The 23,919-nt window shown below is 57.7% G+C and carries 24 protein-coding genes, 2 tRNA genes, 1 pseudogene and 2 riboswitches; of the genes and pseudogenes, 4 read left to right on the top strand and 23 right to left on the bottom strand.

The genetic code is table 11. The features are described from left to right. Positions 1–19: 19 nt before the first annotated feature. A pseudogene (locus tag Q7F15_RS04470) lies at positions 20–289 on the bottom strand (cation transporter); the annotation flags it as partial. 174 nt (positions 290–463) lie between these two features. After that, on the bottom strand, positions 464–832 hold the full coding sequence (locus Q7F15_RS04465; RefSeq protein ID WP_171565964.1) for an ArsR/SmtB family transcription factor: 369 nt from the start codon (positions 830–832) through the stop codon (positions 464–466). A gap of 271 nt (positions 833–1,103) precedes the next feature. Between Q7F15_RS04465 and Q7F15_RS04460 the strand changes: the two genes are divergently transcribed. From Q7F15_RS04460 to Q7F15_RS04450, 3 genes are read left to right on the top strand one after another with little or no spacing between them, the layout of a single operon-like run. Then, complete coding sequence (locus Q7F15_RS04460) at positions 1,104–1,352, top strand: FeoA family protein (protein WP_171565963.1); 249 nt, start codon at positions 1,104–1,106, stop codon at positions 1,350–1,352. Positions 1,353–1,354: 2 nt separating this feature from the next. Next, on the top strand, positions 1,355–2,086 hold the full coding sequence (locus Q7F15_RS04455; RefSeq protein ID WP_171565962.1) for a FeoB small GTPase domain-containing protein: 732 nt from the start codon (positions 1,355–1,357) through the stop codon (positions 2,084–2,086). Next, complete coding sequence (locus Q7F15_RS04450; protein ID WP_171565961.1) at positions 2,064–3,473, top strand: nucleoside recognition domain-containing protein; 1,410 nt, start codon at positions 2,064–2,066, stop codon at positions 3,471–3,473. The genes Q7F15_RS04455 and Q7F15_RS04450 overlap by 23 nt, the downstream gene beginning before the upstream one ends. Positions 3,474–3,629: 156 nt before the next feature. On the opposite strand, the gene Q7F15_RS04445 is transcribed toward Q7F15_RS04450, so the two are convergent. The 15 genes from Q7F15_RS04445 to Q7F15_RS04380 all read right to left on the bottom strand — a co-directional run bounded on the left by Q7F15_RS04445 (position 3,630) and on the right by Q7F15_RS04380 (position 17,153). After that, positions 3,630–3,706, bottom strand: a tRNA-Pro gene (locus Q7F15_RS04445). Positions 3,707–3,740: 34 nt separating this feature from the next. Next, positions 3,741–3,817, bottom strand: a tRNA-Arg gene (locus Q7F15_RS04440). Between the two features lie 359 nt (positions 3,818–4,176). Continuing rightward, positions 4,177–5,184 carry an ABC transporter permease gene (locus Q7F15_RS04435; protein WP_171565960.1) on the bottom strand — a complete coding sequence of 336 codons (1,008 nt, stop codon included), beginning with the start codon at positions 5,182–5,184 and terminating at the stop codon, positions 4,177–4,179. After that, positions 5,162–6,697: a sugar ABC transporter ATP-binding protein gene (locus tag Q7F15_RS04430; protein ID WP_304415164.1), complete on the bottom strand. Its 1,536-nt coding sequence runs from the start codon at positions 6,695–6,697 to the stop codon at positions 5,162–5,164. The genes Q7F15_RS04435 and Q7F15_RS04430 overlap by 23 nt, the downstream gene beginning before the upstream one ends. A 31-nt stretch (positions 6,698–6,728) precedes the next feature. Further along, positions 6,729–7,877, bottom strand: coding sequence for a sugar ABC transporter substrate-binding protein (locus Q7F15_RS04425; RefSeq protein ID WP_376717851.1), 1,149 nt, complete (start codon positions 7,875–7,877; stop codon positions 6,729–6,731). 108 nt (positions 7,878–7,985) lie between these two features. Further along, positions 7,986–8,104, bottom strand: a riboswitch (SAM riboswitch). A gap of 227 nt (positions 8,105–8,331) precedes the next feature. Continuing rightward, the gene (locus tag Q7F15_RS04420; protein WP_171565955.1) at positions 8,332–8,760 is read right to left on the bottom strand and encodes a VOC family protein; all 429 of its coding nucleotides are present in this window, start codon (positions 8,758–8,760) and stop codon (positions 8,332–8,334) included. 191 nt (positions 8,761–8,951) lie between these two features. Then, positions 8,952–9,083 (bottom strand): hypothetical protein, encoded by a 132-nt coding sequence (locus tag Q7F15_RS04415; protein ID WP_256379883.1) that lies wholly within the window; start codon positions 9,081–9,083, stop codon positions 8,952–8,954. 55 nt (positions 9,084–9,138) lie between these two features. Beyond that, on the bottom strand, positions 9,139–10,314 hold the full coding sequence (locus Q7F15_RS04410) for an iron-containing alcohol dehydrogenase (RefSeq protein WP_230077319.1): 1,176 nt from the start codon (positions 10,312–10,314) through the stop codon (positions 9,139–9,141). A gap of 36 nt (positions 10,315–10,350) precedes the next feature. Next, positions 10,351–11,805, bottom strand: a complete 1,455-nt coding sequence (locus Q7F15_RS04405; RefSeq protein WP_212132077.1) for an aldehyde dehydrogenase family protein — start codon at positions 11,803–11,805, stop codon at positions 10,351–10,353. Between the two features lie 115 nt (positions 11,806–11,920). Next, positions 11,921–12,814 carry a LacI family DNA-binding transcriptional regulator gene (locus Q7F15_RS04400; RefSeq protein WP_304415163.1) on the bottom strand — a complete coding sequence of 298 codons (894 nt, stop codon included), beginning with the start codon at positions 12,812–12,814 and terminating at the stop codon, positions 11,921–11,923. Beyond that, entirely contained in the window at positions 12,754–12,918 is a 165-nt protein-coding gene (locus Q7F15_RS20545; protein WP_368509250.1) for a LacI family DNA-binding transcriptional regulator, read from the bottom strand. The genes Q7F15_RS04400 and Q7F15_RS20545 overlap by 61 nt, the downstream gene beginning before the upstream one ends. 285 nt (positions 12,919–13,203) lie before the next feature. Continuing rightward, the gene (locus Q7F15_RS04395) at positions 13,204–14,514 is read right to left on the bottom strand and encodes a nucleobase:cation symporter-2 family protein (protein ID WP_212132079.1); all 1,311 of its coding nucleotides are present in this window, start codon (positions 14,512–14,514) and stop codon (positions 13,204–13,206) included. A gap of 43 nt (positions 14,515–14,557) precedes the next feature. Beyond that, complete coding sequence (locus Q7F15_RS04390) at positions 14,558–15,148, bottom strand: xanthine phosphoribosyltransferase (protein WP_304415162.1); 591 nt, start codon at positions 15,146–15,148, stop codon at positions 14,558–14,560. 209 nt (positions 15,149–15,357) lie between these two features. Beyond that, positions 15,358–15,459, bottom strand: a riboswitch (purine riboswitch). Between the two features lie 123 nt (positions 15,460–15,582). Then, complete coding sequence (gene rsgA / locus Q7F15_RS04385; protein WP_304415161.1) at positions 15,583–16,653, bottom strand: ribosome small subunit-dependent GTPase A; 1,071 nt, start codon at positions 16,651–16,653, stop codon at positions 15,583–15,585. 284 nt (positions 16,654–16,937) lie between these two features. After that, positions 16,938–17,153 carry a hypothetical protein gene (locus tag Q7F15_RS04380; protein WP_171565943.1) on the bottom strand — a complete coding sequence of 72 codons (216 nt, stop codon included), beginning with the start codon at positions 17,151–17,153 and terminating at the stop codon, positions 16,938–16,940. 178 nt (positions 17,154–17,331) lie between these two features. Between Q7F15_RS04380 and Q7F15_RS04375 the strand changes: the two genes are divergently transcribed. Next, on the top strand, positions 17,332–18,195 hold the full coding sequence (locus Q7F15_RS04375) for a metal-dependent hydrolase (RefSeq protein WP_171565941.1): 864 nt from the start codon (positions 17,332–17,334) through the stop codon (positions 18,193–18,195). Between the two features lie 103 nt (positions 18,196–18,298). Here Q7F15_RS04375 and Q7F15_RS04370 read toward each other — a convergent pair whose 3' ends face one another. The 6 genes from Q7F15_RS04370 to Q7F15_RS04345 form a co-directional block, all read right to left on the bottom strand. Further along, positions 18,299–18,979 carry a hypothetical protein gene (locus Q7F15_RS04370; RefSeq protein WP_230077320.1) on the bottom strand — a complete coding sequence of 227 codons (681 nt, stop codon included), beginning with the start codon at positions 18,977–18,979 and terminating at the stop codon, positions 18,299–18,301. Positions 18,980–19,050: 71 nt separating this feature from the next. Further along, positions 19,051–19,869 (bottom strand): alpha/beta fold hydrolase, encoded by an 819-nt coding sequence (locus tag Q7F15_RS04365; RefSeq protein ID WP_304415160.1) that lies wholly within the window; start codon positions 19,867–19,869, stop codon positions 19,051–19,053. A 218-nt stretch (positions 19,870–20,087) separates the two neighbouring features. Continuing rightward, positions 20,088–21,110, bottom strand: a complete 1,023-nt coding sequence (locus Q7F15_RS04360; RefSeq protein ID WP_376717853.1) for a polyamine ABC transporter substrate-binding protein — start codon at positions 21,108–21,110, stop codon at positions 20,088–20,090. A 75-nt stretch (positions 21,111–21,185) separates the two neighbouring features. Beyond that, complete coding sequence (locus tag Q7F15_RS04355) at positions 21,186–21,977, bottom strand: ABC transporter permease (RefSeq protein WP_171565932.1); 792 nt, start codon at positions 21,975–21,977, stop codon at positions 21,186–21,188. Further along, the gene (locus Q7F15_RS04350; protein WP_171565930.1) at positions 21,974–22,825 is read right to left on the bottom strand and encodes an ABC transporter permease; all 852 of its coding nucleotides are present in this window, start codon (positions 22,823–22,825) and stop codon (positions 21,974–21,976) included. The genes Q7F15_RS04355 and Q7F15_RS04350 overlap by 4 nt, the downstream gene beginning before the upstream one ends. Further along, positions 22,822–23,808: an ABC transporter ATP-binding protein gene (locus Q7F15_RS04345; protein WP_171565929.1), complete on the bottom strand. Its 987-nt coding sequence runs from the start codon at positions 23,806–23,808 to the stop codon at positions 22,822–22,824. The genes Q7F15_RS04350 and Q7F15_RS04345 overlap by 4 nt, the downstream gene beginning before the upstream one ends. Positions 23,809–23,919: the final 111 nt, after the last annotated feature.

Below are 23,919 nucleotides of genomic sequence, written 5' to 3'. Positions count from 1 at the left end.
GCTGCGGGGCGACGTCGTAGCCCAGTTTCCGGATGGTGTCGACAATCTGCTCATAGGTCGTCCGATGCGGATCGTAGCTGACGCTTGCCTTGGCGACGGCGGCGTTCACTTCCGCCCGCGCCATCCCGGGCAACCGGGCCAGGCTTTTCTCCAGACGTGCCGCACAGTCGGCACAGTGCAGACCGATCAGGGACAATGTTTCACTGCAGGTCTCAACGGCAGTACCGTTGCCGCAGCATCCTGTTTCCGCGTGGGAGGCCGCTTTGCAGCACTCATCCGTATTGGCCATTCGTTCCACCCCGCTCAAACACATGATTAATTGTTCATGTATTTTATCCTCACAATCATCTTATTTTTTCCGGCTGCAAAACGTCAACACAATTTTTCCCGGGCGGACAGCCGTGCATGCAGGCCGCAGCGCAGACAAAAAAACCCGCCTGCCAAGCAAGCGGGTCTCGGACGATCAGCCGTGTTTCATGTGCTGAAGCGTCTGCACGAATATCTGTTCAATATGATCGTCGTCCAGGGAGTAAAAGACGGTTTTTCCCGCCTTTCGCCGTTTGACGATGCGCAGATTTCGCAGATAACGGAGCTGGTGCGACACCGCTGACTGCCCCATGTCCAGGGCCGTGGAGATGTCGTGGACGCACAGCTCCCTGTGCAATAAAGCGTAAATGATCTTGACCCGGGTAGGATCGCTCAGCGCGCGAAACAGATCGGCGAGCGCCCCGGCCGTGTCGTTATCAATCATGGCTTCCTTTATTTCAGCGGCTGTCGGTTCCGTTCCTTGACACGTATCGTCACAGGAATCCTGCATCTCGTTTGATATCATCCAGTCACCACCCCAAAAGAGAACCGTTACGATTTCCATTATAACAGACAAATGAGTCAAAGTCGTGCCGAATGCCTGCCGCTCCGGCATCGGAGTGTTGCACAAAGGACGAAATGTTGCACTAGAGAAACTTTTTGTTCCTAAGAGAAAAATTTTGTACTATACTAACAGTAAGAACCTGATCTACTTTTGTCACATATTTTTTTGTAAGCAAAAATTTGCCCTTGGCAAACATTTTGTCCCATGCGAAAACCACAGGGGGTGGCATCACATGGCTTCGCCCACAATTCCGCTTTCCGAGGCAAAAACCGGAATGCGGCTTGTTTTATCGGGAATCAACGTGCAGGGGGTCCTGCGGCGAAGACTGCTCGACCTGGGATTCGTCCCGGGAAACGTCATCGAGGTCCTGCAGAAAAGTCCGCTCGGCGATCCGGTCGCATTTCGTGTGAACAATACGACGATTGCCCTGCGCCGGGAAGAAAGCTCGCAGATATTCGGAAACATCCTGGGAGGTGAATGATTTTGGCTGCGTACACAATCGCTCTGGCCGGCAATCCCAATACCGGAAAGAGCACGCTGTTCAACACGCTGACCGGCCTCCGCCAGCACACCGGAAACTGGGCGGGAAAAACGGTGCAGTCAGCCGTCGGTGAGTTTGTCCACGAAGACGTCACCTACCGGGTGATCGACCTGCCGGGCACCTACTCACTGTATTCCAATTCCGCCGATGAGGAAGTGGCGCGCGATTACATCATTTTTGAACAGCCCGACGTAACTGTCGTCGTCGTGGACGCCACATCGCTGGAGCGCAACCTGAATCTGGCGCTGCAGGTGATGGAGATGACCAACCGCGTCGTCCTCTGCGTCAACCTGATCGACGAAGCGAAGCGGTTGGGCATTCACGTCGACGTAACCAAAATCAGACAAAAGCTGGGCGTGCCGACGGTTGCCATCTCAGCCCGCAATCGGACGGGAATCGACGCGCTCCTGGCCGAGGTGGAAAAAGTGGCGTCCGGCAAAATCATCCCGCAGCCCGTGACGATTTCCTACAGTGCGGACATCGAGCAGAAAATCAGGGAGCTGGAGCCGCATGTCACGCACCTGTTGGGCACGCGTTTTTCGCCCAGATGGATTGCGCTCCGCCTGCTTGACGGCGACGAGAAGCTGCTCGCCTCCCTCAAGGCACGCCTCGACACCGTCGGAGCGACCGGGATGAAGGAGGTCGTGCCCCATGAGCAGATTTCTTGCCACTGAGAGGCCGGATTCGCTCGACTCGCTGTTTGCCCTGGCCCAGTGCATGGCCGGCGGAGACGCGATCCGCGACGGCATCGTCCGCGACATTTACCAGACATCCCGGAACATCTGCCGGGAGGCCGTCCGCTACGAAGACCCCAAAAAGCTGGAAAGCACGTATCGGCTGGATAAAATCGTCACCTCGCCGATCTGGGGCTTCCCGATCATGCTGGCGATTCTCGGCGTCGTGTTCTGGATCACCATCGCCGGCGCCAACGTCCCGTCCGGGATGCTGGCCGACATGTTCGGATGGATCGAAGGGCACCTGACGGCCGCGTTTCAGGCTGTTCACGCCCCTGACTGGCTGCACGGCCTGCTCGTGCTCGGGCTGTTCCGCGGGACAGCCTGGGTCGTCAGCGTCATGCTGCCGCCAATGGCGATCTTCTTCCCGATCTTTGCGCTGCTGGAAAACTTCGGCTATCTGCCGCGGGTCGCATTCAACATGGACCGGTTGTTTAAAAAGGCGGGCGGGCACGGCAAGCAGGCGCTGACCATGTCGATGGGCTTCGGCTGCAACGCGGCGGCGATCATCTCCACCCGGATCATTGAATCGCCGCGGGAGCGGATGATTGCGATCCTGACCAACAACTTTGTCCCCTGCAACGGGCGCTGGCCGACGCTGATCCTGCTCGCCTCACTGTTCGTGGCCGCCGGTGTCGCCAGCCAGTACCACACGCTGGTCACGGCGCTGATCGTCATGGGCATGGTGCTGATCGGCATCGTCGTCACCCTGACCGTCTCCTGGATTTTGTCCAAAACGGCGCTGCGCGGCGTCCCCACCCACTACACGCTGGAGCTGCCGCCGTACCGGAAACCGCAGATGCTCAAAACCGTGCTGCTGGCGTCCAAGGACAAATCCCTGAGCGTGTTGACCCGGGCGGTCCTCGTCGCCGCTCCGGCCGGCGTGATTACCTGGATACTGGGCAACGTGACCGTGGGCGGCGACAGCATTTTGAATCACCTGGCTTCTTTTTTCCATCCATTCGCCCACGCGCTCGGACTTGACGGGTACATCCTCATGGCCTTTCTGCTCGGGCTGCCGGCCAATGAGATCGTCCTGCCGATCCTTCTGATGGGATATCTGTCCTCCGGGGCAATGGTGGACATTGACGGCCTGGACAACATCAAGGACATCTTTTTGGCACACGGCTGGACGTGGCTGACCGCGCTGAACATGATGCTGTTCTCGCTGCTGCACTATCCCTGCGGCACGACCCTGTTCAACATTTACAAAGAGACCAAAAGCGCCAAATGGACCGTGCTGTCCGCTCTGATCCCGCTGTCCATCGCGATTGCCGTGACGTTTGTCATCGCGCAGACAGCACGAGGATTGGGCTTGGTGGCGTAATAACAGCAAGACCGCCAGAGATCTCCTCCTGGCGGTCTGTTTTGCATCTGAAAAGCCGCTGTCCCTATTCCCATACCGGCGTAGGGCTTGTATGCCTCCCCTTGGGGCTTGGTTTTCTGCCAACAATGCTGAGCGGCACGTCCGTAAAAATAAAAATGGTCGGGAAGACAGGATTTGAACCTGCGACCTCTTGGTCCCGAACCAAGCGCTCTACCAAGCTGAGCCACTTCCCGACTGGAGGCGAGATGGGTTCTCGCCTCTGCATTATGGCGTGCCCTGAGAGATTCGAACTCCCGACCTTTTGATTCGTAGTCAAACGCTCTATCCAGCTGAGCTAAGGGCACGTATCTGTTTGTTGTTTCGCACCGTGGCGACAATTCAATACTATACAGGGGAGACAAGAAAAAATCAACCCGTATTTTTTTCCATTCACAAATTTTTTTCGCAAGCTCCCGGAAAAGGCAGGCGCACAGCGGACAAACACAGCCAGCGTGCCCGAAAAAGACAGGCGGAACTGCCGGCGGGAAGCCAGCGGGCGTAAACCGGGCGCATGGCCGTATCGCCGCCCTCGTCCGACATGACGGCCATCGCGCCTTTTTCCGATCAAACAAAGCGGGAAACTACTGCTTCAGTCGCTCGGCGGTCGCTTTCGCAAAAACAGAAAGCTCACTAACCCGACAGCAGCAGTCCATCGGCTGCCCGCCTATTTTTTCAGCCTGGGCAGATAGGTAAGCGTCAGCGCTCCTGCCAGCACCAGCCCCTTGACGATGTCCTGGGCGTAATACGGCACGTTCATCATCGTCAGCCCGTTCATCAGCACACCCATCAGGATGGCGCCGCAAAAGGTGCCGAACGCGTTGGGCTTGCCCTGCCCGAAGATGGAAAACCCGATAAACGCAGCAGCCACGGCGTCCATCAACAGCGGCGATCCGGCCATCACCTGGCCGGTGCCGATCCGCGCCGTCAGCACGATCCCCCCGATGGAGGCGAACAGCGCCGACAGCATGTAGGCCAGCGTGCGGTACTTGTTGACCGGTACGCCGGAGAGGCGGGCCGCTTCCAGATTGCCGCCGGTGACGTACAGCATCCGTCCGAAACGGGTGTAGTTGAGAAACACGTGCACGCCGACGACGGCCAGCGCCATCAGGATGACCGGGACGGGAATGCCCCATATTTCCCCCTGGCCGATGAAGAGAAACGACGGAATGATGATGCCGGGAGCGGACGAGCCGTCGGCCATCGGCATGTTGTTGTAGATGGAAAAGCCCTGCGTGTAGCTGAGGTGAATGCCCTGAAAGACGTACAGCGACACGAGCGTCGCCAGGATGTCGGGAATCCGCACCTTGACCACCAACAACGCGTTGATCAGCCCGATCACCAGACCGGCCAGGAGCGGAACAACCACCGCCACCAGCAGTTCCTGCCGGTACCACACCATGAGCGAGGCGGAGAGCACCGTCGCCACGCTGACCGTCGAACCGACGGACAGGTCAAAGCCGCCCACGATCAGGGAAAAGGTAACCCCGATTGCCACCAGCGTCACGATGGAAATGGAACGCAGGATGTCCACCAGATTGGCGTAGCTGAGAAAGTTTTCGTTGACGATGCTGAAAAACACGATCACGGCCAGAATGGCCAGGAGCGCACCGTACCGCTGCGCCAGCGACCCCCGCGTCTGTTTTGTTTTTTCACCCTGCAGCACTGCTTCCATGATGATTCCCTCCACTCATGTAATACATCACCGTCTCGGCCGTGATCCGTCCTGTCGTCCATTCGCTCCGGCTCCACTCGGCGGCGGTCCGTCCGTTTTCCAGCACGATCAGCCGATCGGCCAGCGCCAGTGTTTCGTCAATCTCGCTGGAAAAGTACAAGACGCCTCTGCCCTCGTCCGCGAGTTCCTTAATCAAGCGGAAAATCTCCTGCTTGGCGCCGATGTCCACGCCCTTGGTCGGCTCGTCGAAGAGGAACACGCTGGCCGTGGTCAACAGCCACTTGCCGATCGCCACTTTCTGCTGATTGCCGCCGGACAGGCTGCCCGTCGGCTGATCCAGCCCGGCCGTCTTGATGCCCAGCCGCTCCACGAGGGATTGGGCCGCCTCGCGCTCCGCCTTGTCCGAGAGAAAGCCTCCGCGCGTAAACGCCTTCAGGTGGGCCAGTGTCAGGTTGTGCTTCACCGGCTCCTCCACCAGGATGCCCTGCAGCCGCCGCTCTTCGGGAATCAGCGCGATGCCGTTTTGAATCGCCTCACCAGGATTGCGGAGGCGCAGAGTCTTCCCTCTCAGCCGGATCTCGCCGCCGTCCAGCCGGTCGGCGCCGAACAGGGCACGGGACACCTCCGTCTTGCCGGCGCCCACCAGTCCCACCACCGCGACGATCTCCCCCTGCCGCAGCTGAACGTCAAACCGCTTCACCTTGTGGCCGATCCGCAGCTCTCTCGCTTCCAGCAACACCTCGCCTGCCCGTCTGCATCTCTCGTCCGCCTGATTGGCTTCGCGGCGGCCCAGCATCGCCGCCACCGCCTCTTCCGGACTGGTCTGGTCCGTCCGCTTTTCCCACACCCGGCTGCCGTCCCGCAGCACAGTGATGCGATCAGCGATGGCAAACACCTCCGGCAGCCGGTGGGAGATGTAGACAATCCCCAGCCCTGCCGCCTTCAGGCTGGCAATCAGCTCAAACAGCGCCGCAGCTTCCGTCAGGCTGAGCGGCGCGGTCGGCTCGTCAAAGATGACGAAGCGGACATCCTGGGCCACAGCCCGGGCCAGCAGCACCAACTGTTTCTCCGCCAGCGTCAGCTCCTCCGCCTTTGCCTTCAGCGGCAGGGAAAAACCGCACCGGCTGAGTATCTGTTGGGCCTGTTCCACCGTACGCTTCGGCGAATGCCACCAGGCGCCGGCGGAGACAGTATGGTCCAGAAGTATGTTTTCCGCGACGCTCAGGGAGGGAATCAGCCCCGTGTCCACTTCCTGCTGCACGAGGTGGATGCCGGCCCGCTTGGCATCCCGCGGTCCGCTGACGGCCAGCTCACGGCCGTCGATCAGAATGCTGCCGGCCGTCGCCTGCTCTGCGCCGGAGAGAATTTTCATCAGCGTGCTTTTGCCCGCTCCGTTGGCTCCGAGGATGGCGTGCACCTCCCCGCCGCGCACGGTGAAATCCACTCCGCGCAGGGCGTACACCCCGCCGTACTGCTTTACGATCCCCTTCATTTCCAAAACAGAGGCCGTCATCTCGCATCCCTCCCTGATCTGTCCATTTCGGTCACTTGTGCTTTGCCTCCAGCGCAGCCATCCACGGCGAGATGGCGGCGTCGCTTCGACCCCATCCGCTCACGTATTGCGTCAGGTCGGACATGTTGACCGGTTGGTCCGGCAGTTTGTCCTGGCTGACCAGATGCGGATCGAGCGAGAAGTACTTGGGCGTGTGTTCGCCGGCGATCTTTTGGTAGAGGAAGCGGCTCTGCACCCGTCCGATGTCCGCCGGATCAGTCGCCGCCGACGCTTTCCACGGGCTGTTCGGCTCCTGGATGAGCTGCAAGTCCTCGTCGGACAGGTCGATGCCGAACACCTTGATCTCCGTCCGTCCCGCCGCCTTGATCGCCCGTGTGGCCCCTTTGGCAAATTCGTCCCACGGCGCCCATACGGCTGCAATGTCGCCTTTGTTGGGGAACTTTTTCAGGATTGCATCCATCTGCGCCTGGGTGTCCAGCGCCGTATTCGGCGTGGCCGAACCGAAGCGGGCGATCTCCTTGATGTTGGGGTAGCGCTTGAGAAAAATCTCGTAGACGCGGTTGCGCTTTTCCATCGGCGCAAAACCGCCCACCCAGATGTAGACGATGTTGCCTTTCCCGTCGATGGATTGGGCCAGATTTTTCAGCCCCTGCCAGGCCAGGCTGTAGTCGTCCTGGTCAATTACAGTGACGCCTTCCACCTGGTCCAGGTCGTTGTCAAACGCGACGACGGGAATCCCCGCCTTGACCGCCCGCTCCACCCCCGGCTGCAGCGCTTCCGCACGGCCGTGGTTGATCAGGATGCCGTCCACTTTTTGGTTGATCGCGGTGTCCAGGTGGGCCGCCATTTTGCCCAAATCGCCGTCCGCGTTGTAGACGACCAGCTCGCCGCCGAATTTGCTCACCTGCTCTTTGACTCCTTGCAGGTACTGGGCAGAAAACGTTCCGATGGAAAACTCGCTGACCAGAGCGATTTTCAACGGTTTGTCCACTGCCGCCGGAATAGCTGCCTGAGTTGCCGCCGCCGGTGATGCGCCCGGCTGCTGCGGCGCGTCCGCCGGCTGTGATGACGGTGACGTGGCAGACTGGGCAGACGGCGCCGGCGGCTGTTCATTGGTGCAGCCCGTCAGCAAAAGAGCAGCGACGAGACTGGCAGACATCCATTTGTTGATCGTTTTCATCTGGTACATCCCCCTCATGAGTGCGTAAAAAATAATGACATGGACGGAAAAACCGAAAAAACAAACGCCTCTTTTCCTTGAGAAAAGAGGCGCGGTTTGCTCGCTCACCTCTCATCTCTCAGGATAATTCCTGCAGGAGTTAGCACCGTGCCGCAAGAGCAGCATGCTCTTGACAGTCGGTTGCCGGGCGTCATCGGGCCAGTCCCTCAGCCTGCTCTGGATAAGAAGGCATGTGTAATTCCAAGTTTTCCACTATGCTTTTTAATATTGATGACATCATACATCGAAGCGGGATGTGCCGTCAATCCCGTTTTTCGATCGCTTCTCCAAAAAATTCACAACTGTCAGCACCTTCCGCTGACAGTTTTCTATCGACGAACAGCACAGGTTGGGCAGGCGTAAAACGCCAAGGAAAACGGCTCTGCTGCAATCAACGCGAGCAGAGCTGTTTTCGTTACTGTTGTTTCCCCTCCGTGTTGATTTGGAAGGTCACGCCAAACTTGTCCGTTACAATCCCATAGGCCGGGCTAAAGAACGTCTCTTGCAGCGGCATGTTCACCTGACCGTCCTGCTTCAAGGCTTCATAGATTCGTGTCGCTTTTTCCTTGTCGTCCGTCGAGATACAGATGGTGATTTGACTGCCGCTCTGATGGGGTTGGCCCGGAGACGTATCGGAAAACATGAGGTCCGACTCGCCGACCCTTATCATGGCATGCGACACGCGATCCTTTGCCTCTTCCGGCAGGGGAAATTCCGGGTTTTCCGGCATCTCGCCAAACGTTTGGTAAAACAGGATTTTGGCATCCAGTGCTTGTTCGTAAAAGTGAATGGCTTCCTTGGCATTTCCGTCCATGATCAGATAGGGGATCAAGCGCAGTGTCATCAGGAATCAGCTCCTTGGATTTTCATTCTGCCCGCCGCAAAAATCCGTACGGGCCACAGATTGACACGTATTAAAGCAAGCCATACTCTCTATTATTTCCGATTCTCTGATTTGAAAACGAATCCAGTGTCAATGATCGTGTTGTTCACAGGAAGGAAAATGAAGCATGGCTTGAAACAAGCGAGATTTTGCTAGATCCCCCACTCTTTTTTCAGCAAATAAATCAGTTCTGCTTCCCGCTCGTCGTTCTTCTTCTGCAAAAATTCCTTTGTCCATTGATAAAAACCGTGTCCGTTTTTCTGGCCGTATTTGCCTTCGTCCACCAAACGGCGCATCATACCGAGAGAGGCCGAGTCGGTGCTGAGGTCGGGAAACAAATTATTCCAAAAACAGTTTGCCGGCGAACGATTCACGATAAATGGTTTCGATGTCCGCAGCCGTCAGCCAGCGTGGATTATTGTTCAGCAGTCTGTCGATTTTGCTAGCTTCTGCTGCCAAGGCCGGAATGTCTTCTTCTGTCACGCCAACATCTCTGATGCTGGCGGGAATGCCCACGTCGCAAGACAGTTTGGCGATGGCGTGGACCGCCTGCATTGCTGCATCGCGAAGCGACAACCCGTCTACGTTTTCTCCCATCGCCCTGGCCACTTCCGCAAATTTGGGAATATTCGAAACTACATTGTACTTCATGACGTAGGGGAGCAGCAAGGAGTTTGCCACCCCGTGGGGCACTTTGAATTTGCCTCCCAGCGGATAGGCCAGCGCATGGACGGCTCCTACCCCGGCGTTGCCCAGCGAAATGCCGGCGAGCAGACTTCCCATCGCCATGTCTTCGCGCGCTTTGAGGTCATGTCCCTGATACACGGCTTGGCGAAGGGAACGGGAAACCAGTTTGATCGCGTGCAGGGCAATCGCGTCCGTCAGTTCATTTGCCCGAATCGCCGTATAGGACTCCACCGCATGAACAAACGCGTCCATCCCCGTCGCGGCCGTGACGGATGGAGGCACCGTCACCGTTAGTTCCGGATCGACGATGGCCACATCCGGGAGCAGGTACGGTGAGACAATTCCCTTTTTCACCTGGTCGCGCGTGTCCGTAAAAATGGCGTTGCAGGTAACTTCCGACCCGGTTCCGGAAGTGGTCGGCACGAGGATGAAGGGCACGCCCTTGTTCGCCACCTTGTCAATGCCCACCAGGTCGCGCACATCGCCCGTGTTGGTCATCATAATGGACAAGGCCTTGGTCACATCCAGCACGCTACCGCCCCCGATCCCGACAAACACGTCATAGCCCCGACCCCTGACCTGGGAGGCAAGCTGCTCCAGATTTTCAAACGGAGGCTCCTGCATGATTTCATCAATCACGTGAACGGGCAGGCCTGCTTGCGTCAGCGGGGTTACGGCCTTGTCGACCAGACCTGTTTGCTTCAATACCTTGTCGGTCAAGACCAAAACCTTTGTTGCCCCCAGCTTCTTTGCCTTCTCCCCAATGTGTGCAATCGAGCCGATTCCCGTCACGAGTTCAGTCGGTGTTCGAAACACGCTAATGCTCATCGTCCATTCCTCTCCTATCCCGCACATATTTTCCGTCTACAGCAGCTTCACACCGATAAATTTCACTTCGGTCATATCCTCAACGGCGTATTTCACGCCTTCTTTACCGATCCCGCTCCGTTTTACGCCACCGTATGGATAGTTGTCCTGGCGAACGGTTGACACTTCGTTAATCCACACCCCGCCGGTTTCCAGCTCGTCGGCCAGGCGAAAGGCACGATTGATATCCGACGTGAAAACGCCTGCCTGCAGGCCGTAGTCGGAAGCGTTCGCGAGTGATACCGCTTCTTCTTCCGTGTCAAACGGGATGACGACAACGACAGGGCCAAATACTTCCTGACATACGACTTTCATGTCCGGCTTGACATCCACCAGAACGGTGGGATGGTAAATGGATCCTTCCCGCTTGCCGCCGGTGAGCACTTTCGCACCGTTTTCGACCGCTTCCTGCACCCATTGTTCCACGCGTACGGCCGCCTCTTCCGTAATCAGCGGACCTACATCTGTTGTTTCCTCGGCCGGATTCCCTACGCGCAGGCTCGCCACCCGCGGCACAAGCCGATCGAGAAACGTCTGGTACAGCGTCCTTTGCACATAGATGCGCTGCACTGAGATGCACGCTTGGCCGGCATAGGCAAACCCGCCCGTCACGATGCTGGAAATCGCTGCGTCCAGGTTGGCGTCCTCGAAGACCAGATTGGGCGAATTCGAGCCCAGCTCCAGGGTTACTTTTTTGTTGCCCGCCAGTTGTTTGATTTTATAGCCGACTGGCCCGCTTCCCGTGAAGGTCACCTTCTTTACCAGCGGGTGGGTGACAAGCGGTTCCCCCAGATCGGGACCGGTGCCCATCACGACATGCAACGCCCCTTTCGGCAGCCCTGCCTGTAGCAGCAGCCTGGCGAGTTTCAGCGCGGACAGCGGCGTTTTTTCGGCCGGCTTTATGACCACGGTGCAGCCTGCTGCGATGGCCGGGGCCACCTTGTGCAAAACGAGATTCAGCGGGAAATTGAACGGCGTTATGGCGGCGACCACCCCAACCGGATAGCGGCGGGCAAATCCGATTCGGTTTTCTCCGCCGACCGCACTGTCCATTTTGATGAGTTCGCCGTCGTTGGCCTTGGCCACGTCGGCAGCGAAGCGCAGTACCTGCACCGCACGTCCCACCTCTCCCCGCGCATCGCGGATCGGCTTGCCCGCTTCACGAGACAGGAGGTGAGCAAAATCCTCCCGCTGCGCCTCGAGGGCATCGGCAGCTTTCCGCAAAATCTCGGACCGCTGGTGCGCGGGCATTTTTTTCATGGTTTGCTGAAAGACCCGGTGGGCGGTTTGGATGGCCTGTTCCAGATCTTCTCTCGTCGCAAAGTCCACAACTCCTATCAGTTCGCCATTGTACGGACTGCGAACCTCGTGCCGAATCCGGCCGCCCCCGGTAACCTCGTTGCCGTCGATGAGAGAGCCGACGTGCATGACGGTGATCTCGCTTTGATTCATCTCCACCACTCCTCCTGCGGGTCGTTACACCTTTTGATCCAATGCTGATTCTTTCTTGAATCGCCCCTATGAATACGTATTCATAAACATCGAAAAAGAGGTGTCCCGGCCATGGCTACTTGCGGCGGGCAGTCGTCTTGCGAACAATCAGCTCGGGCTGCAGCACAATCTGTCGCAGCTGTTTCGGGCGCTCCCCTTGCTGAATCATCTCGATCAGGTTTTCGGCTGCGATCTCCCCCATCTTGAATTTGTGATGACCGATACTTGTCAATTGGATGGCGCGATGGGAGGAAATCTTGATGTCATCAATCCCGACCAGACTTACGTCATCCGGGATGGACAGCCCCATCGACATGATCGTATCCATGCAGGCCAACGCCATGGTATCGGTCGCACAGATGATCGCCGTGGGCGGTTCGTCCAGGTTCATCAACCTCCAGGTGATTTTTTCCACCTCGGCTGACGTCGTGTTCGTAACAAACACCAGCTGCGGATCGATCTCGATGCCGGCCTCTTCCATCGCTTTTTTGAACCCTGTTTCCCGTTCAAGAAAGGTAGAGATCGTGGGTTCGCCCGTAATGTAGGCAATCCTTTCATGTCCCAGGTCCAACAGATGCTTGGTAATCATTTCGCCTGCCCGCGTGTTGTCCAGAACGACGTAGTTCCCACCGTTTCTCGGGCGGCGGTTGAAAAACATGTACGGGATGCCGGACTGCTCGATCTCGTGAAACAGGGGATCGTCCAGCAGGATGGATGACATCAGGATGCCGTCCACCTTGTTTCCCATCACGGTGTTCACAATGTCTTTCAGCTTTGCCTCTCCCTCAAAGTACACCATGGTTTTGTAGCCGTGTTTGGTCGCCAGGTTGATAATGGAGTCGGTGGTTTCCACGAAAAAGCCGTTTTTGAGCGTACCGGAAATCAAGGCGATGGTTTTCGTGCTGTTCGTCACCAGGCTCCTGGCGATGAGATTGGGCTGATAGCGCAGGGTTTCCATCGCCTGCAGCACTTTTTTCTCGTCTCGGGCTTCACGCTTTTCGCGTTGTTCAGTACGCGGGAAACGGTGGCTTGGGACACCCCCGCCAATTTTGCAACATCTTTGGAAGAGATCATGGAACGTTACCTCGAATGTATACGTATTCATTGGTAGAGAATAGTATACCGCCTGTTTGGTAATCTGTCCATATTCAAACGTCGTTGGAGATATAGTACGCGGACGCTGCCAACTTCTTGGCTGGTCGTCAAGAGAGCGAGCGGGCCCTATCACCACCCATGCCCCACGGACTTTGTCTACAAGCAAAGGGGACTGTCTGCACAGCCCCCTCTTTGACTACAGTCCAACAGGTTATTCAACTAATGTAAAAAGTCCGTGGACGGGCGGAGGAGGATTCCTTTTCCCTACGCCTCTGTAACGGTACCCGTATGCACCGGCGTTGATTGTTTTTGTGTTTGCCGGCTGTGCACGAGCAGAATGTTCAGCACGACAGCCGTGATCGAACCGGTGACAATGCCGTTTTGCAGAATCATTTTCGCCATCGTCGGCAGTTGATCAAACATCTGCGGGACGGCAGCGGACCCAAGCCCGACGGCGATGCTGCAGGCGGCAATCAGCAGGTTCTCGTTTTGGCGCAGATCGACTTGCGACAAGATATTGATCCCGGATGCCACCACCATGCCGAACATGGCGATCATCGCGCCGCCCAGCACCGGATTGGGGATGACGGTGGTCAGCGCGGCCAGTTTCGGGAGCAGGCCGAGGACCACGAGAATGCCGCCGGCGGCTACCATTACGTCACGGGTCTTGATTTGCGTCAGGGACACCAAGCCGACGTTCTGAGAAAAGGCGGTGTATGGGAAGGCGTTGAAAATCCCGCCCAGCATGATCGCAATCCCTTCGCCGCGCAATCCTTTGACGACGTCCTGGCTGCTGACGTCCTGTTCCGTCACTCTGCCGAGGGCAAAATAGACGCCGGTCGATTCCACCATGCTGATGATGTTCACGAGGATCATGGTGAGGATCGCAACGATGTGAAACTCCGGCACGCCGAAATAGAACGGCTGGACAATGTTGACCCAGGATGCCTCAGTTACGGCGTCAAAATTGACCATGCCCATCACGTACGCCGCTGCCGTTCCGGCCACCAGGCCGAGCAGCACCGAGATGGCGCGAATAAAGCCGGTAAACAGACGATTGATAAGCAAAATGATGACCAGTGTGCCAAATGCCAGCAGCAGGTTGCGCGGTTGGCCAAAATCCGGGCTGCCTGCACCGCCGGCGGCGTTGTTCATGGCGACAGGAATCAGCGACAGACCGATAATCGTCACCACGGAGCCCTGCACCACCTTCGGGAAAAAGCGCAGCAGCTTGCCAAAGAGCGGTGCGGCCAACACGACAAACAGACCGGAGACGATGATCGCTCCGTAGGCGGTGGCCAGGTTGCTGCCGGAGGCGATGGCGATAATCGGCCCCACTGCGGTGAACGTACAGCCGAGCACGACCGGCAGTCTGATCCCGGTGTAGCGTGTGCCGATCACTTGCAGCAGAGTGGCCAGTCCGCAGGTGAACAAGTCGGCTGCGATCAGGTAGGCAATCTGAGTGGGAGTCAGTTTCAGCGCGCCGCCAATAATCAGCGGGACGATGACTGCCCCCGCGTACATGGCCAATACGTGCTGCATGCCCAGCGTCAGCAGTTTTTGTTTGGACAGCATGAGTGTTCTCCTCTCTTGTGAATGGGATTCCCCGCGTACCCGACTAGACGCGAGCAGACACAGCCTCGATAAACTGGATGTCACCCGGCTGCATCGATTGGATGCGGGCCAGCGACTCGACGCGAACGCCCATCTGCTCCAACAGACCGCGCCCTTCCTGGAAGCTTTTTTCGATCACCGCGCCGACGCCGACGAGGTGCGCCCCCGCTTCCTTTACGATCGTAGCCAAACCTACCAGCGCCGCTCCGGTGGCGAGAAAATCGTCGACGATCAAGACCCGGTCATGAGACGACAGGTACTGTTTGGCGATGCTGATTTGGTACGTCTCCTGGCGGGTGAAGGAATGGACCGGCACCGAATACACCTCGTCGCTCAAGGTGACGGCTTTTTTCTTTTTCGCATAGACAAACGGCACGCCCAGCGCGTATGCCGTGGCCATCGCAAAGTGAATGCCGCTCGCTTCCACCGTCAGCACCCTGCTGACCCGCTCATCGCGGAAGAGCTCGGCAAAGGCTTGGCCGATCTTCATCGTCAACTGCGGGTCCACCTGATGATTCAAAAACGCATCCACCTTCAGCACCGTCTCGGACAACACCTTGCCGTCCCGGACGATTCGCTCCTTTAATTCTTTCACGTTGTTTTCCTCCTCCTATCGGCTGCACTGCCACAAAAACAAGAAAACCCAGAGCGGACAGTTCACCGGCTGGCAGGCAGACCAACTCCAAGTGAAACCTGTCCCTCTGGGCTTTTTTCCCTCAGGTGTAGCACGAAAGATGTGCCAGCGCCGCTCGGACCGGGCTTTTGCCGGACGGCCGCGATACGGACCGGCGGTCAAAACGGAACCCTAGGCGCTCTTTCACTCGTAGTCAGGCGATTTACGGTCACCTGGTAGAAACTTATGGGCCATATTCCCAAAATTATACGAGCTTGTGTCGATGTTCGGTTGATACAGACAAATCTACCACACTACCTGTCGGCGGGGCAAGCGTAATTTTGCCGCAATCAAGTCAAAAAAAGCGCGAACCCTCGCGCAATGGGAGGGTTCGGCAGGATGGAACAGCAGGCCGCCTACCGCTTGGGCTTAGCGTGGCGCATGGCCATCGTGATTTTCTTCCACTTGTTTTTTTCGGCCGCCTGCAATCTGGCGTCATCCTTGCGGGCCAGATGGGCCAGTTCCCGCTGCAGTTTCCGATAGCTGTCAAAGCGGGCCCGCTGCAGCGAGCCGTCGGCCAACGCCGCCTGGACCGCACAGCCGGGCTCCCTTTCGTGACTGCAGTCGCGAAAGCGGCAGGCTTCCGCCAGTGTTTCAATGTCGTCAAAGGCGTCGCGAAACCCGTCATCCGCCTCCCACAACTGCAGTTCCCGCATGCCAGGCGTGTCGATCATCAGGCCGCCTGAGGGCAGCCGGAACAGCTCGCGGTGCGTCGTGGTGTGCCGGCCGCGGTCGTCTTTGCTGCGCACGCCGCTGACCCGCTGAAGATCCATGCCGGCCAGCCGATTGATGAGCGTCGATTTGCCCACCCCGGAGGAGCCCAGCAGCGCGACGGTCTGCCCCTCCCTCAGGTACGGAGCCAGGCTGTCCAGCCCATCGCCCCGCTCAGCACTGATCGCGTGGATCGGCACTCCGATGGCGACCGACTCCACTTCGGCCACCTTGCGCTCCACATCCTCGCACAAATCGGCCTTGCTCAACACGATGACCGGGTTGGCCCCGCTTTCCCACGCCAGGATCAGATAGCGCTCGATCCGGCGCAGGTTAAAATCGTTGTTCAACGCGTTGACGAGAAACACGGTATCCACGTTGGCGGCGACGATCTGCTCCTCCACTGTTTCGCCCGCCGCCCTGCGGGAAAACTTGCTCGTGCGCGGGAGCACGGCGTGGATGGAGGCCCGCTTCTCTTCGACGCGGGGAGTGATGACCACCCAATCCCCCACCGCCGGGTAGTCTTCCCGTCCGGAGGCCGTAAAACGGAACTTGCCTGTCACTTCCCCCAGGAGTTCGCCGTGTTCCGTCATCACGCGATACAATCGTTTGTGTTCCAGGACAATGCGTCCCACACATACATCCTGCTCCGCAAACGGAGCGAAATGGGCTGCGAAATGGTCGTTCCAGCCCCATGCCTGCAAATTGTTGTTCACTTACGGATTCCTCCTGCAAAGGTATTGTCTGGTCCAGTCAACAGGACAACAACCCGTCACAGGGAATCCTCTGGCAAAAAATACGGTTAGCGTCCGGCTGAAAGGAGGATTCCCGTGACTACATCACCTTGAACAATCTCGACAATCTGCGTTTTTACCATCGTGACATCTCTCCTTTCAGACCGGCGAACCGGTCAATGCATGTGGTTACCGCTAATTGTACCACGGTTTTATGGGGAGCAACAGTACGGGATGCCCCGGATTTTCTGCCTGACGCGACGACGTCAGTCGCCGCCTCCACCGTCGCTTCCTCCTCCGCCGTCTCCCCAGATGCCGTCGGACTTGTGGTCTTTACCGTCGCTGTCGATGTAAAACGGTCCGGACGACGAACTGTCACTGCCGTACGCGGAGGATCGACCAGTGCCCGCCCTTTTGACGGCCGACACGAGCACCAGCAGCAGGAGGATCAATAATACGGCACCGATGATGATTGCTTTCATCTTTCTCCCCCCCAGCATTTGCAATTTTTGATTGCCATTTCATTATTCATGCAGCGGTCTTGCAGTCAGGCAGGCCGAATGCCCAGGAAAAGCGGCCGTACGTCCCCCCGCTGTTTGCCTGGATAATTCTGTGGTACGCTTACCTTACATGCTGTGCAGTGGGAGGGGTTTCTTATCCATGGATACGGTCACACACGCGCTTATCGGCGCAGTTCTCTACAGGTCGATTCGCACTGAACACCTGTCCAAAGCGGAAAAGCGGGCGCTCTTGTTCACCTCGCTTGCCGGAAGCGAACTGCCCGACATCGACGTCGTCTCCCAATTGTGGGATACAGGCGGCCAATACCTGATGTGGCATCGCGGCATTACCCACTCGGTCCTGCTCGTGCCGGTGTGGGCGGCGCTTTTGACCGGCATCGCCCGATGGTGGTGGCGGGTGGCTGACAAGCGCATTTTCCCGCTCGCCATGCTCGCCCTCTTTGTCCACATCACCACCGACATTTTCAATCCGTGGGGCACCGGCTACTGGGAGCCGTTTTCCCAGCAGCGCGTCTCCATCGGCACCGTCCCGATTATCGATCTGGTCATGTGGGCGATCATGCTCGCCGGCTATCTCCTCAGCCGTTTCGGCAAATGGCCGCGCCATCTCGTCTTTCGCGCCGTTGCCTGCCTACTGGTGCTGGAGATCGCCAGCCAGACGGTGCAGGGCCAGATCGTCAAGCATTCGTTTGCAGACCGGTACGAGCAGGTCGTGCTGGCCGCCGACTTTGTGCCTGGTTCGTACAAGGTGATCAGCAAACAGGGAACCACTGTGGACATTCACCGCGCCTCCGTCTGGTCGGAGCCGGTGCTGCTTCAGCGCCTCACCACCGCCGAGCAGGCCGATCTGACGCCGCTGTTCGAGCAAAATCCGGCTGCCCGCACGCTCTATCAGTGGGCGCCGATGGTCGTCGTCGTTGACACGCCTGAGCGTCTGGCCGTCTTCGATCCGCGTTTTGGCGACCGGGGCGAGTCGTTTTTGTACGAGTACATCGACAAGTAATCAGGACACGATCACGACTGTGTGCTCGCCGCGTCAGCGGCACAGCGGCCGGAATGTCGGCTGACTCGCGAAACGCGCGGCGAGCGAAGCAGTCCGTCTGGTATCAGGAAGAGGGGATGAAAACGTCCTTCTCTTCATCATAGTGATAGACTTGTGAAGTTTCTTTGGTCGAACTTACGTGTTCGAAGTCCTCGTTATAGTTGTAGGCAGTCTGCTTGTAATACAGGGTGCCTGTATGTTCATCGATAAAAAACGTGCCAAACTTCTTGTGTAACGGCGGGGGGCCGTTCGCCAACACATCATAAGCTACGCCATTCCACACTTCTTTGTAACCCTGCTTTGTGTATTTGATGAGATGGTAATTGTTTTTCTGTACGCCGGAACCGCCAAGCCCGGATACAAATGAAATCATGTGATCAACGGCACCGTGAACCTGCAGACCATATACTGGCTCACCCTTGGCATACACCTCTCTGTATGCGCCGTTTTCTTCCGCATACAGGACAAACCAGCCTTCCATATGGCTCGTTGTCAGGAAGGCGGCTATTTCGGGTGCCCTGTTTTTTCGATCCATCCGAAGATACACAAGCGTAATGCTTTCTTTCTTGATTTCATCTGGTTGACTAAACTTTTGTCTGAATGAATCGAACAACCAATCGGGGATGTTGGTTGCATCCCCCTCTTCTGATTGAACAGGTTGTTTTCGTTCCCCTTGCTCGCTGTTCGATGACGTACAGCCGATCAGGACAACAGCTGTCACAACAAGCAGCAGCCATTTCTTCACTAGAGTCTTTTTGCCTCCTTAGCTGTCTCTGCAAGCCCATCTTTCGTATAAGTACAGCCTACTGCTTCCTGTTACTTCCGCCCCAGGAAGTCGAGCACCAGCCGGTTGAACGCCTCCGGCTGGTCCATCGGCGGAATGTGAGCCGACGCCTCCAGCACTGCTTTTTCCGCGCCGGATATGCGTGCCGCCAGCTCGTCGGCGATCTGCAAAAAGTCCTCGTAGTCTCTGCCGCCGGCAATCACCAGCGTCGGTACCTTGATCTCTTCCAGCCGGTCTTTCGGCAGCGGTGACAGCCACGCGGGCATTTGGGTCACCGGCGGCAGCGAGTAGGCATGCGCGGTCATCTGCCGGAAGTTCTCCCTCGCTTCCCCCGCCTCTGTGTTGACCGGCTGATCCGGCCCGTCAAACCACATCCGCGCCGCCAGCTCCACTGCCTCTTCCCGGCTGCCTGATTCAATCAGCTCTGCTATGCGGCCTGCATCCCGCTGCCGTCGCTCCGATCGCGGGTGGCCGAGCAGACCGGACGAGACGAGTACGAGCCGCTTCACCATCTCCGGCCAGGCCAGGGCAAACTCCTGGGCCACCATCCCGCCGAATGACAAGCCGACAACATGGGCCCGTTCCACACCCAATCCTTCCAGCACGGCGCGGGTATCCCCGTACACCGTGTAGGGCCCCTCCCCGATGGGCGTCCGGCCCATGCCGCGCAGATCAAAGCGGATGACGCGATAGAATTGGGCAAACACCGCCGCCTGTCTCTCCCACATGCGCGTGTCCAGATTAAGTCCGTGAATCAGCAGCAGCGGCTCTCCCGTTCCCTGTGCTTCGTAGTAGAAGCGGGTGCCGTTCGCTTCGATCCATCCGGATTGCGTTACGAGATCGATTTCCATTTTTTATCACCCCGCCACCACTATTGCACACATCACCCGGATGTGTCCAGACAATTCACACAATATACGAGATACCCCCCAAAAAGTCCGGACGTCACGTATGGGTCGCGATGTGCGCTGAAAAAAACAACGGCCCGACACACGGGAGATGTCCCCGCTGCCGGGCCGGATGCACGCGTCCCGCCGCCGCCACATGTGCGGTGAAACGGGACTTGCGCTTATTCACGTCCACTCTTTAGTTCAGTCCAGTACCGGTCGTACTCCTGCAGCGTGTCGCCCACGTCGACAAGCCATTCGGCCCGATCGATGTCCGCTTTGTCCAAGAAGATCATCTTGTTGGCGCGGTATTCTTCGCTGTGCAGCGGGTACGCCTTTTCGTTCGGGTTGCTGTAGCCGATGAACTCGTAGTTTTTCACGCTGACCTGCGGGTCCATCAGGTAGTTGATAAACTTCTCCGCCAGTTCCTTGTGCTTGGCTCCTTTGGGAATGGCCAGCGTGTCCGCCCAGATTGTGGCCCCTTCTTTCGGGATGACGTACGCGACATCCTGGTTTTGCGCGTTGATAAACGACGCGTCGCCGGACCAGACGGTGCCAATCCACGCTTCTTCGGCGATCATTTTCTGCTTGATGTTGTCCGTGTCAAACGCGATCACACTGGGCAAAAGGCCCTTCAGATCCGCAAACGCCTTCTCCAGTTCGCCCTTGTCCTTGGTGCTGTTGGAGAAGCCGTTTTTGATCAGCGCCATGCCCATGACTTCGCGCGGGTCGTTCAGCAGGATCACACGTCCCTTGTACGCAGGGTTCCACAGGTCCTGCCAGCTGGTGATCGGCTCTTTCACGTACTTTTTGTTGTAGGCGATCCCCGTAATGCCCCAGGTATACACGATCGAATACTTGTTGCCCGGGTCAAACGGCGGCGTCTGGAACGTGGAGACGATGTTCTTCAGGTTGGGGATGTTCTCCTTGTTCAGCTCTTCCAGCAAGCCGAGCTGGATCAACGTTCCCACCATGTAGTCGGACGGCTGGATCAGGTCGTAACCGGAAGCGCCCGCCTGGATTTTGGCCAGCATCTCTTCGTTGCTGCCGTACACGTCGTAGTTTACCTTGACGTTGTACGTCTGCTCAAACTCCTTGATCACATCCGGGTTAAAGTTGTCAGCCCAACTGTAGATGTTCAGCACCTGCTCCCCTTGCTCGGAAGAGGAGCAGCCGACGGCGGAAAAGGCGAGGGCGGCGGACATCGCGCCGATCAACAGGGACTTCAGCACTTTCATGTGACGAGTTCAACCTCCCGTAAACGGTTGTTTGTGTCCTGGTTACAACGTGATCGATTTGGAGTCCTTGCGCCGGAGAAGCTCGGCGATGACCACCAGCAGCACCGTGCAGGCGATCATCAGCGTGGAGAGCGCGTTTACCTCCGGAGACACGCCGCGTTTAACCAGGCCGTAGATGTACAGCGGCAGCGTCGTCGAGTTGGGCCCGGCGACAAAGAACGAAATAATGAAGTCGTCCAGCGAGAGCGTAAAGGACATCAGCAGCCCGGCGAGAATGCTGGGCGAGATCAGCGGCAGCGTCACATGGCGCAGCGTCTCCCAGGGGGTGGCACCCAAATCCTGTGCCGCCTCTTCCAGTTCGCTGCCCATGTCGGCCAGCCGCGCCATGATGATGACCATCACAAACGGCATGCTGAAGGTGACATGCGCCATCACCAGCGTCGCTTTGCCCAGCTCGATGTGCAGTTGGCTGAACAGCACCAGCAGCGACAGCCCCATCATGATTTCCGGGATGACGATCGGCAGGTAGATTAGGGATTGAACGATGCTGCGCCAGCGAAGCGAGAAATGCTTTAACGCCAGTGCCGCCGCCGTCCCCAAGAGCGTGGCCAGCACACTGCTGATCAGCGCGATGGACAAGCTGTTGCCCAATGCTTCCATCACCTGCCGGTTTTCAAACAAGGAAACGTACCATTTCCACGTAAACCCGCTCCAGACGGCATTGATGCGCGACTGGTTGAACGAATACAGCATCAAAACGGCGATCGGCAGGTACAAAAAGACCAGCATCGCCCAGGAATAACCGGATAGTGCTCGGCGCCGCCAGCTGCTCATGCTGCTCCCTCCTTTGGCCCGGCCGCTTTGGTGGCACGGTAGTAAAGGAAGATCAACAGCATCGACAGAAGCATCAAAACGATCGAAAGCGCCGAGCCAAACGGCCAGTCGCGTGCGGAGAGGAACTGGTTCTGGATGACGTTGCCGATCAGGGCCGATTTCGCCCCGCCCATCACGTCAGGCACGACGAACATGCCGATGGACGACACGAAAACCAGAATGGAACCGGTGACCACGCCTGTCTTGCTCAGCGGCAAGGTGACGTGCCAAAAGGCTTTCCACGGCGTCGCACCCAGGTCGTACGCCGCCTCCAGCTTGCGCCGGTCCATCTGCTCCAGCGAGACGTAGATCGGCAGCACCATGAACGGCAGCAGGGTGTAGACCATCCCCAGCAGCACCGAGCCGGAGTTGTACAACAGCGGCAGCGGTTCGTCGATCAGGCCGAGCGACTGTAGCACGGTGTTGATTACACCTTGCGAGCGCAAAATGATCACCCAGGCGTACGAGCGAACGAGAAAATTGATCCAAAACGGGATCATGACCAGCAGCAGCCAGATTTTCTGCGCCGACCGCCGCATCCGCGAGATGTGGTACGCCAGCGGATAGCCGCAGACGAGCGCGAGAAACGTCGTCAGCACGGAAATGGCCAGCGTGTCCAGGAAGATGTCTCCGTACAGCGGATCAATGATGCGCGTGTAGTTGTCCAGCGTCCCCTGATACACGATCTGGCCGTAGGTGCCGCGTTTCAAAAAGGAAAGGGCAGCGATCATCAATAGCGGCAGGACGAAGAGCGCCCCCAGCCACACCAGGGCCGGCAGCGCCAATAGCTTGAGCCGTTTGGTGGTCATAACCAGAGCGTCACCTCGTCCTCGGGTGCCCATCCGATCGCCACTTGATCGCCCTCCCGCCAGCTGCGGCTGTCGCCTGCGTACTGGTGGGCCAGCACGGTCATGTCCTCCTCGTACAGCCGAATGTACAGCTTGCGCAGGTTGCCGAGAAACACCATGTCAATGATCCGGCCGGTCATGCGGTGCTTGTCCTGCTCCGCTTCAAGCGGATACAGCCTGATTTTTTCCGGACGGACGGCGATGTTGGCGTCACCGCTGCGGAAAATGTTGTTTTCACCGATGAACGTGGCGACGAACAGGGTGCGCGGTCGGTTGTAAATCTCGGCCGGTGTGGCGATCTGCTCGATCCGCCCCTTGTTCATGACTGCAATCCGGTCGGACATCGCCATCGCCTCTTCCTGGTCGTGCGTCACGTAGACAAAGGTAATACCTAAATTTTTCTGCAAATTCTTTAATTCCAACTGCAGATTTTTGCGCAGTTGATAGTCCAGCGCTCCCAATGGCTCGTCCAACAGCAGCACCTTCGGGTTGTTGACGATTGCCCGGGCAATGGCCACGCGCTGCTGCTGCCCGCCGGACAGCTGTTTCGGCGTCCGCTTGCGAAGCTCAGCGAGATGCGTGTACTGCAGGGCTTCCTCCAGCCGCCGCTGCTGTTCCGCAGCAGGCACTTTCTTCATTTTCAGTCCGAACAGGATGTTCTCTTCCACCGTCATGTGCGGAAACAAGGCGTACTGCTGGAACACCATGTTCATGTCGCGCCTGTAGGGGGGAACGTTGGTCAACGGCTTCCCGTCCAGATAGATCTCCCCGGCTGTCGGCTCCTCAAAACCGGCGATCATGCGCAGCAGTGTCGTTTTGCCGCAGCCGCTCGGCCCCAACAGCGTCAGAAATTCCCCTTCACCAATGGTTAGGGACAGGGGAGGAATCACCACGGAACCTGAAAAGTGCTTTTCAATTGACTCCAGGGCAATGATCGTTTTCATCTGGTCATCGTCTCACCATATGTCAAAATACTCATAACCAATCTAGGTAAATATAACGTGGATGACACGTTTTGTAAACAGGTGGAGGGTCTTGTCGATCAAATTTTTCCG

The organism is Brevibacillus aydinogluensis (genome assembly GCF_961514395.1).
Classification (GTDB): Bacteria; Bacillota; Bacilli; order Brevibacillales; family Brevibacillaceae; genus Brevibacillus; species Brevibacillus aydinogluensis.
This window is presented reverse-complemented; position numbering and strand designations above follow the sequence as displayed.

What these genes read in the sequence shown, in the direction of transcription:
- Q7F15_RS04465 (WP_171565964.1), bottom strand. Translation starts at nt 832, where the DNA reads ATGATATCAAACGAGATGCAGGATTCCTGTGACGATACGTGTCAAGGA.
- Q7F15_RS04460 (WP_171565963.1), top strand. Translation starts at nt 1,104, where the DNA reads ATGGCTTCGCCCACAATTCCGCTTTCCGAGGCAAAAACCGGAATGCGG.
- Q7F15_RS04450 (WP_171565961.1), top strand. Translation starts at nt 2,064, where the DNA reads ATGAGCAGATTTCTTGCCACTGAGAGGCCGGATTCGCTCGACTCGCTG.
- Q7F15_RS04435 (WP_171565960.1), bottom strand. Translation starts at nt 5,184, where the DNA reads ATGGAAGCAGTGCTGCAGGGTGAAAAAACAAAACAGACGCGGGGGTCG.
- Q7F15_RS04430 (WP_304415164.1), bottom strand. Translation starts at nt 6,697, where the DNA reads ATGACGGCCTCTGTTTTGGAAATGAAGGGGATCGTAAAGCAGTACGGC.
- Q7F15_RS04425 (WP_376717851.1), bottom strand. Translation starts at nt 7,877, where the DNA reads ATGAAAACGATCAACAAATGGATGTCTGCCAGTCTCGTCGCTGCTCTT.
- Q7F15_RS04420 (WP_171565955.1), bottom strand. Translation starts at nt 8,760, where the DNA reads ATGACACTGCGCTTGATCCCCTATCTGATCATGGACGGAAATGCCAAG.
- Q7F15_RS04410 (WP_230077319.1), bottom strand. Translation starts at nt 10,314, where the DNA reads ATGAGCATTAGCGTGTTTCGAACACCGACTGAACTCGTGACGGGAATC.
- Q7F15_RS04405 (WP_212132077.1), bottom strand. Translation starts at nt 11,805, where the DNA reads ATGAATCAAAGCGAGATCACCGTCATGCACGTCGGCTCTCTCATCGAC.
- Q7F15_RS20545 (WP_368509250.1), bottom strand. Translation starts at nt 12,918, where the DNA reads ATGATCTCTTCCAAAGATGTTGCAAAATTGGCGGGGGTGTCCCAAGCC.
- Q7F15_RS04395 (WP_212132079.1), bottom strand. Translation starts at nt 14,514, where the DNA reads ATGCTGTCCAAACAAAAACTGCTGACGCTGGGCATGCAGCACGTATTG.
- Q7F15_RS04380 (WP_171565943.1), bottom strand. Translation starts at nt 17,153, where the DNA reads ATGAAAGCAATCATCATCGGTGCCGTATTATTGATCCTCCTGCTGCTG.
- Q7F15_RS04375 (WP_171565941.1), top strand. Translation starts at nt 17,332, where the DNA reads ATGGATACGGTCACACACGCGCTTATCGGCGCAGTTCTCTACAGGTCG.
- Q7F15_RS04365 (WP_304415160.1), bottom strand. Translation starts at nt 19,869, where the DNA reads ATGGAAATCGATCTCGTAACGCAATCCGGATGGATCGAAGCGAACGGC.
- Q7F15_RS04360 (WP_376717853.1), bottom strand. Translation starts at nt 21,110, where the DNA reads ATGTCCGCCGCCCTCGCCTTTTCCGCCGTCGGCTGCTCCTCTTCCGAG.
- Q7F15_RS04355 (WP_171565932.1), bottom strand. Translation starts at nt 21,977, where the DNA reads ATGAGCAGCTGGCGGCGCCGAGCACTATCCGGTTATTCCTGGGCGATG.
- Q7F15_RS04350 (WP_171565930.1), bottom strand. Translation starts at nt 22,825, where the DNA reads ATGACCACCAAACGGCTCAAGCTATTGGCGCTGCCGGCCCTGGTGTGG.
- Q7F15_RS04345 (WP_171565929.1), bottom strand. Translation starts at nt 23,808, where the DNA reads ATGAAAACGATCATTGCCCTGGAGTCAATTGAAAAGCACTTTTCAGGT.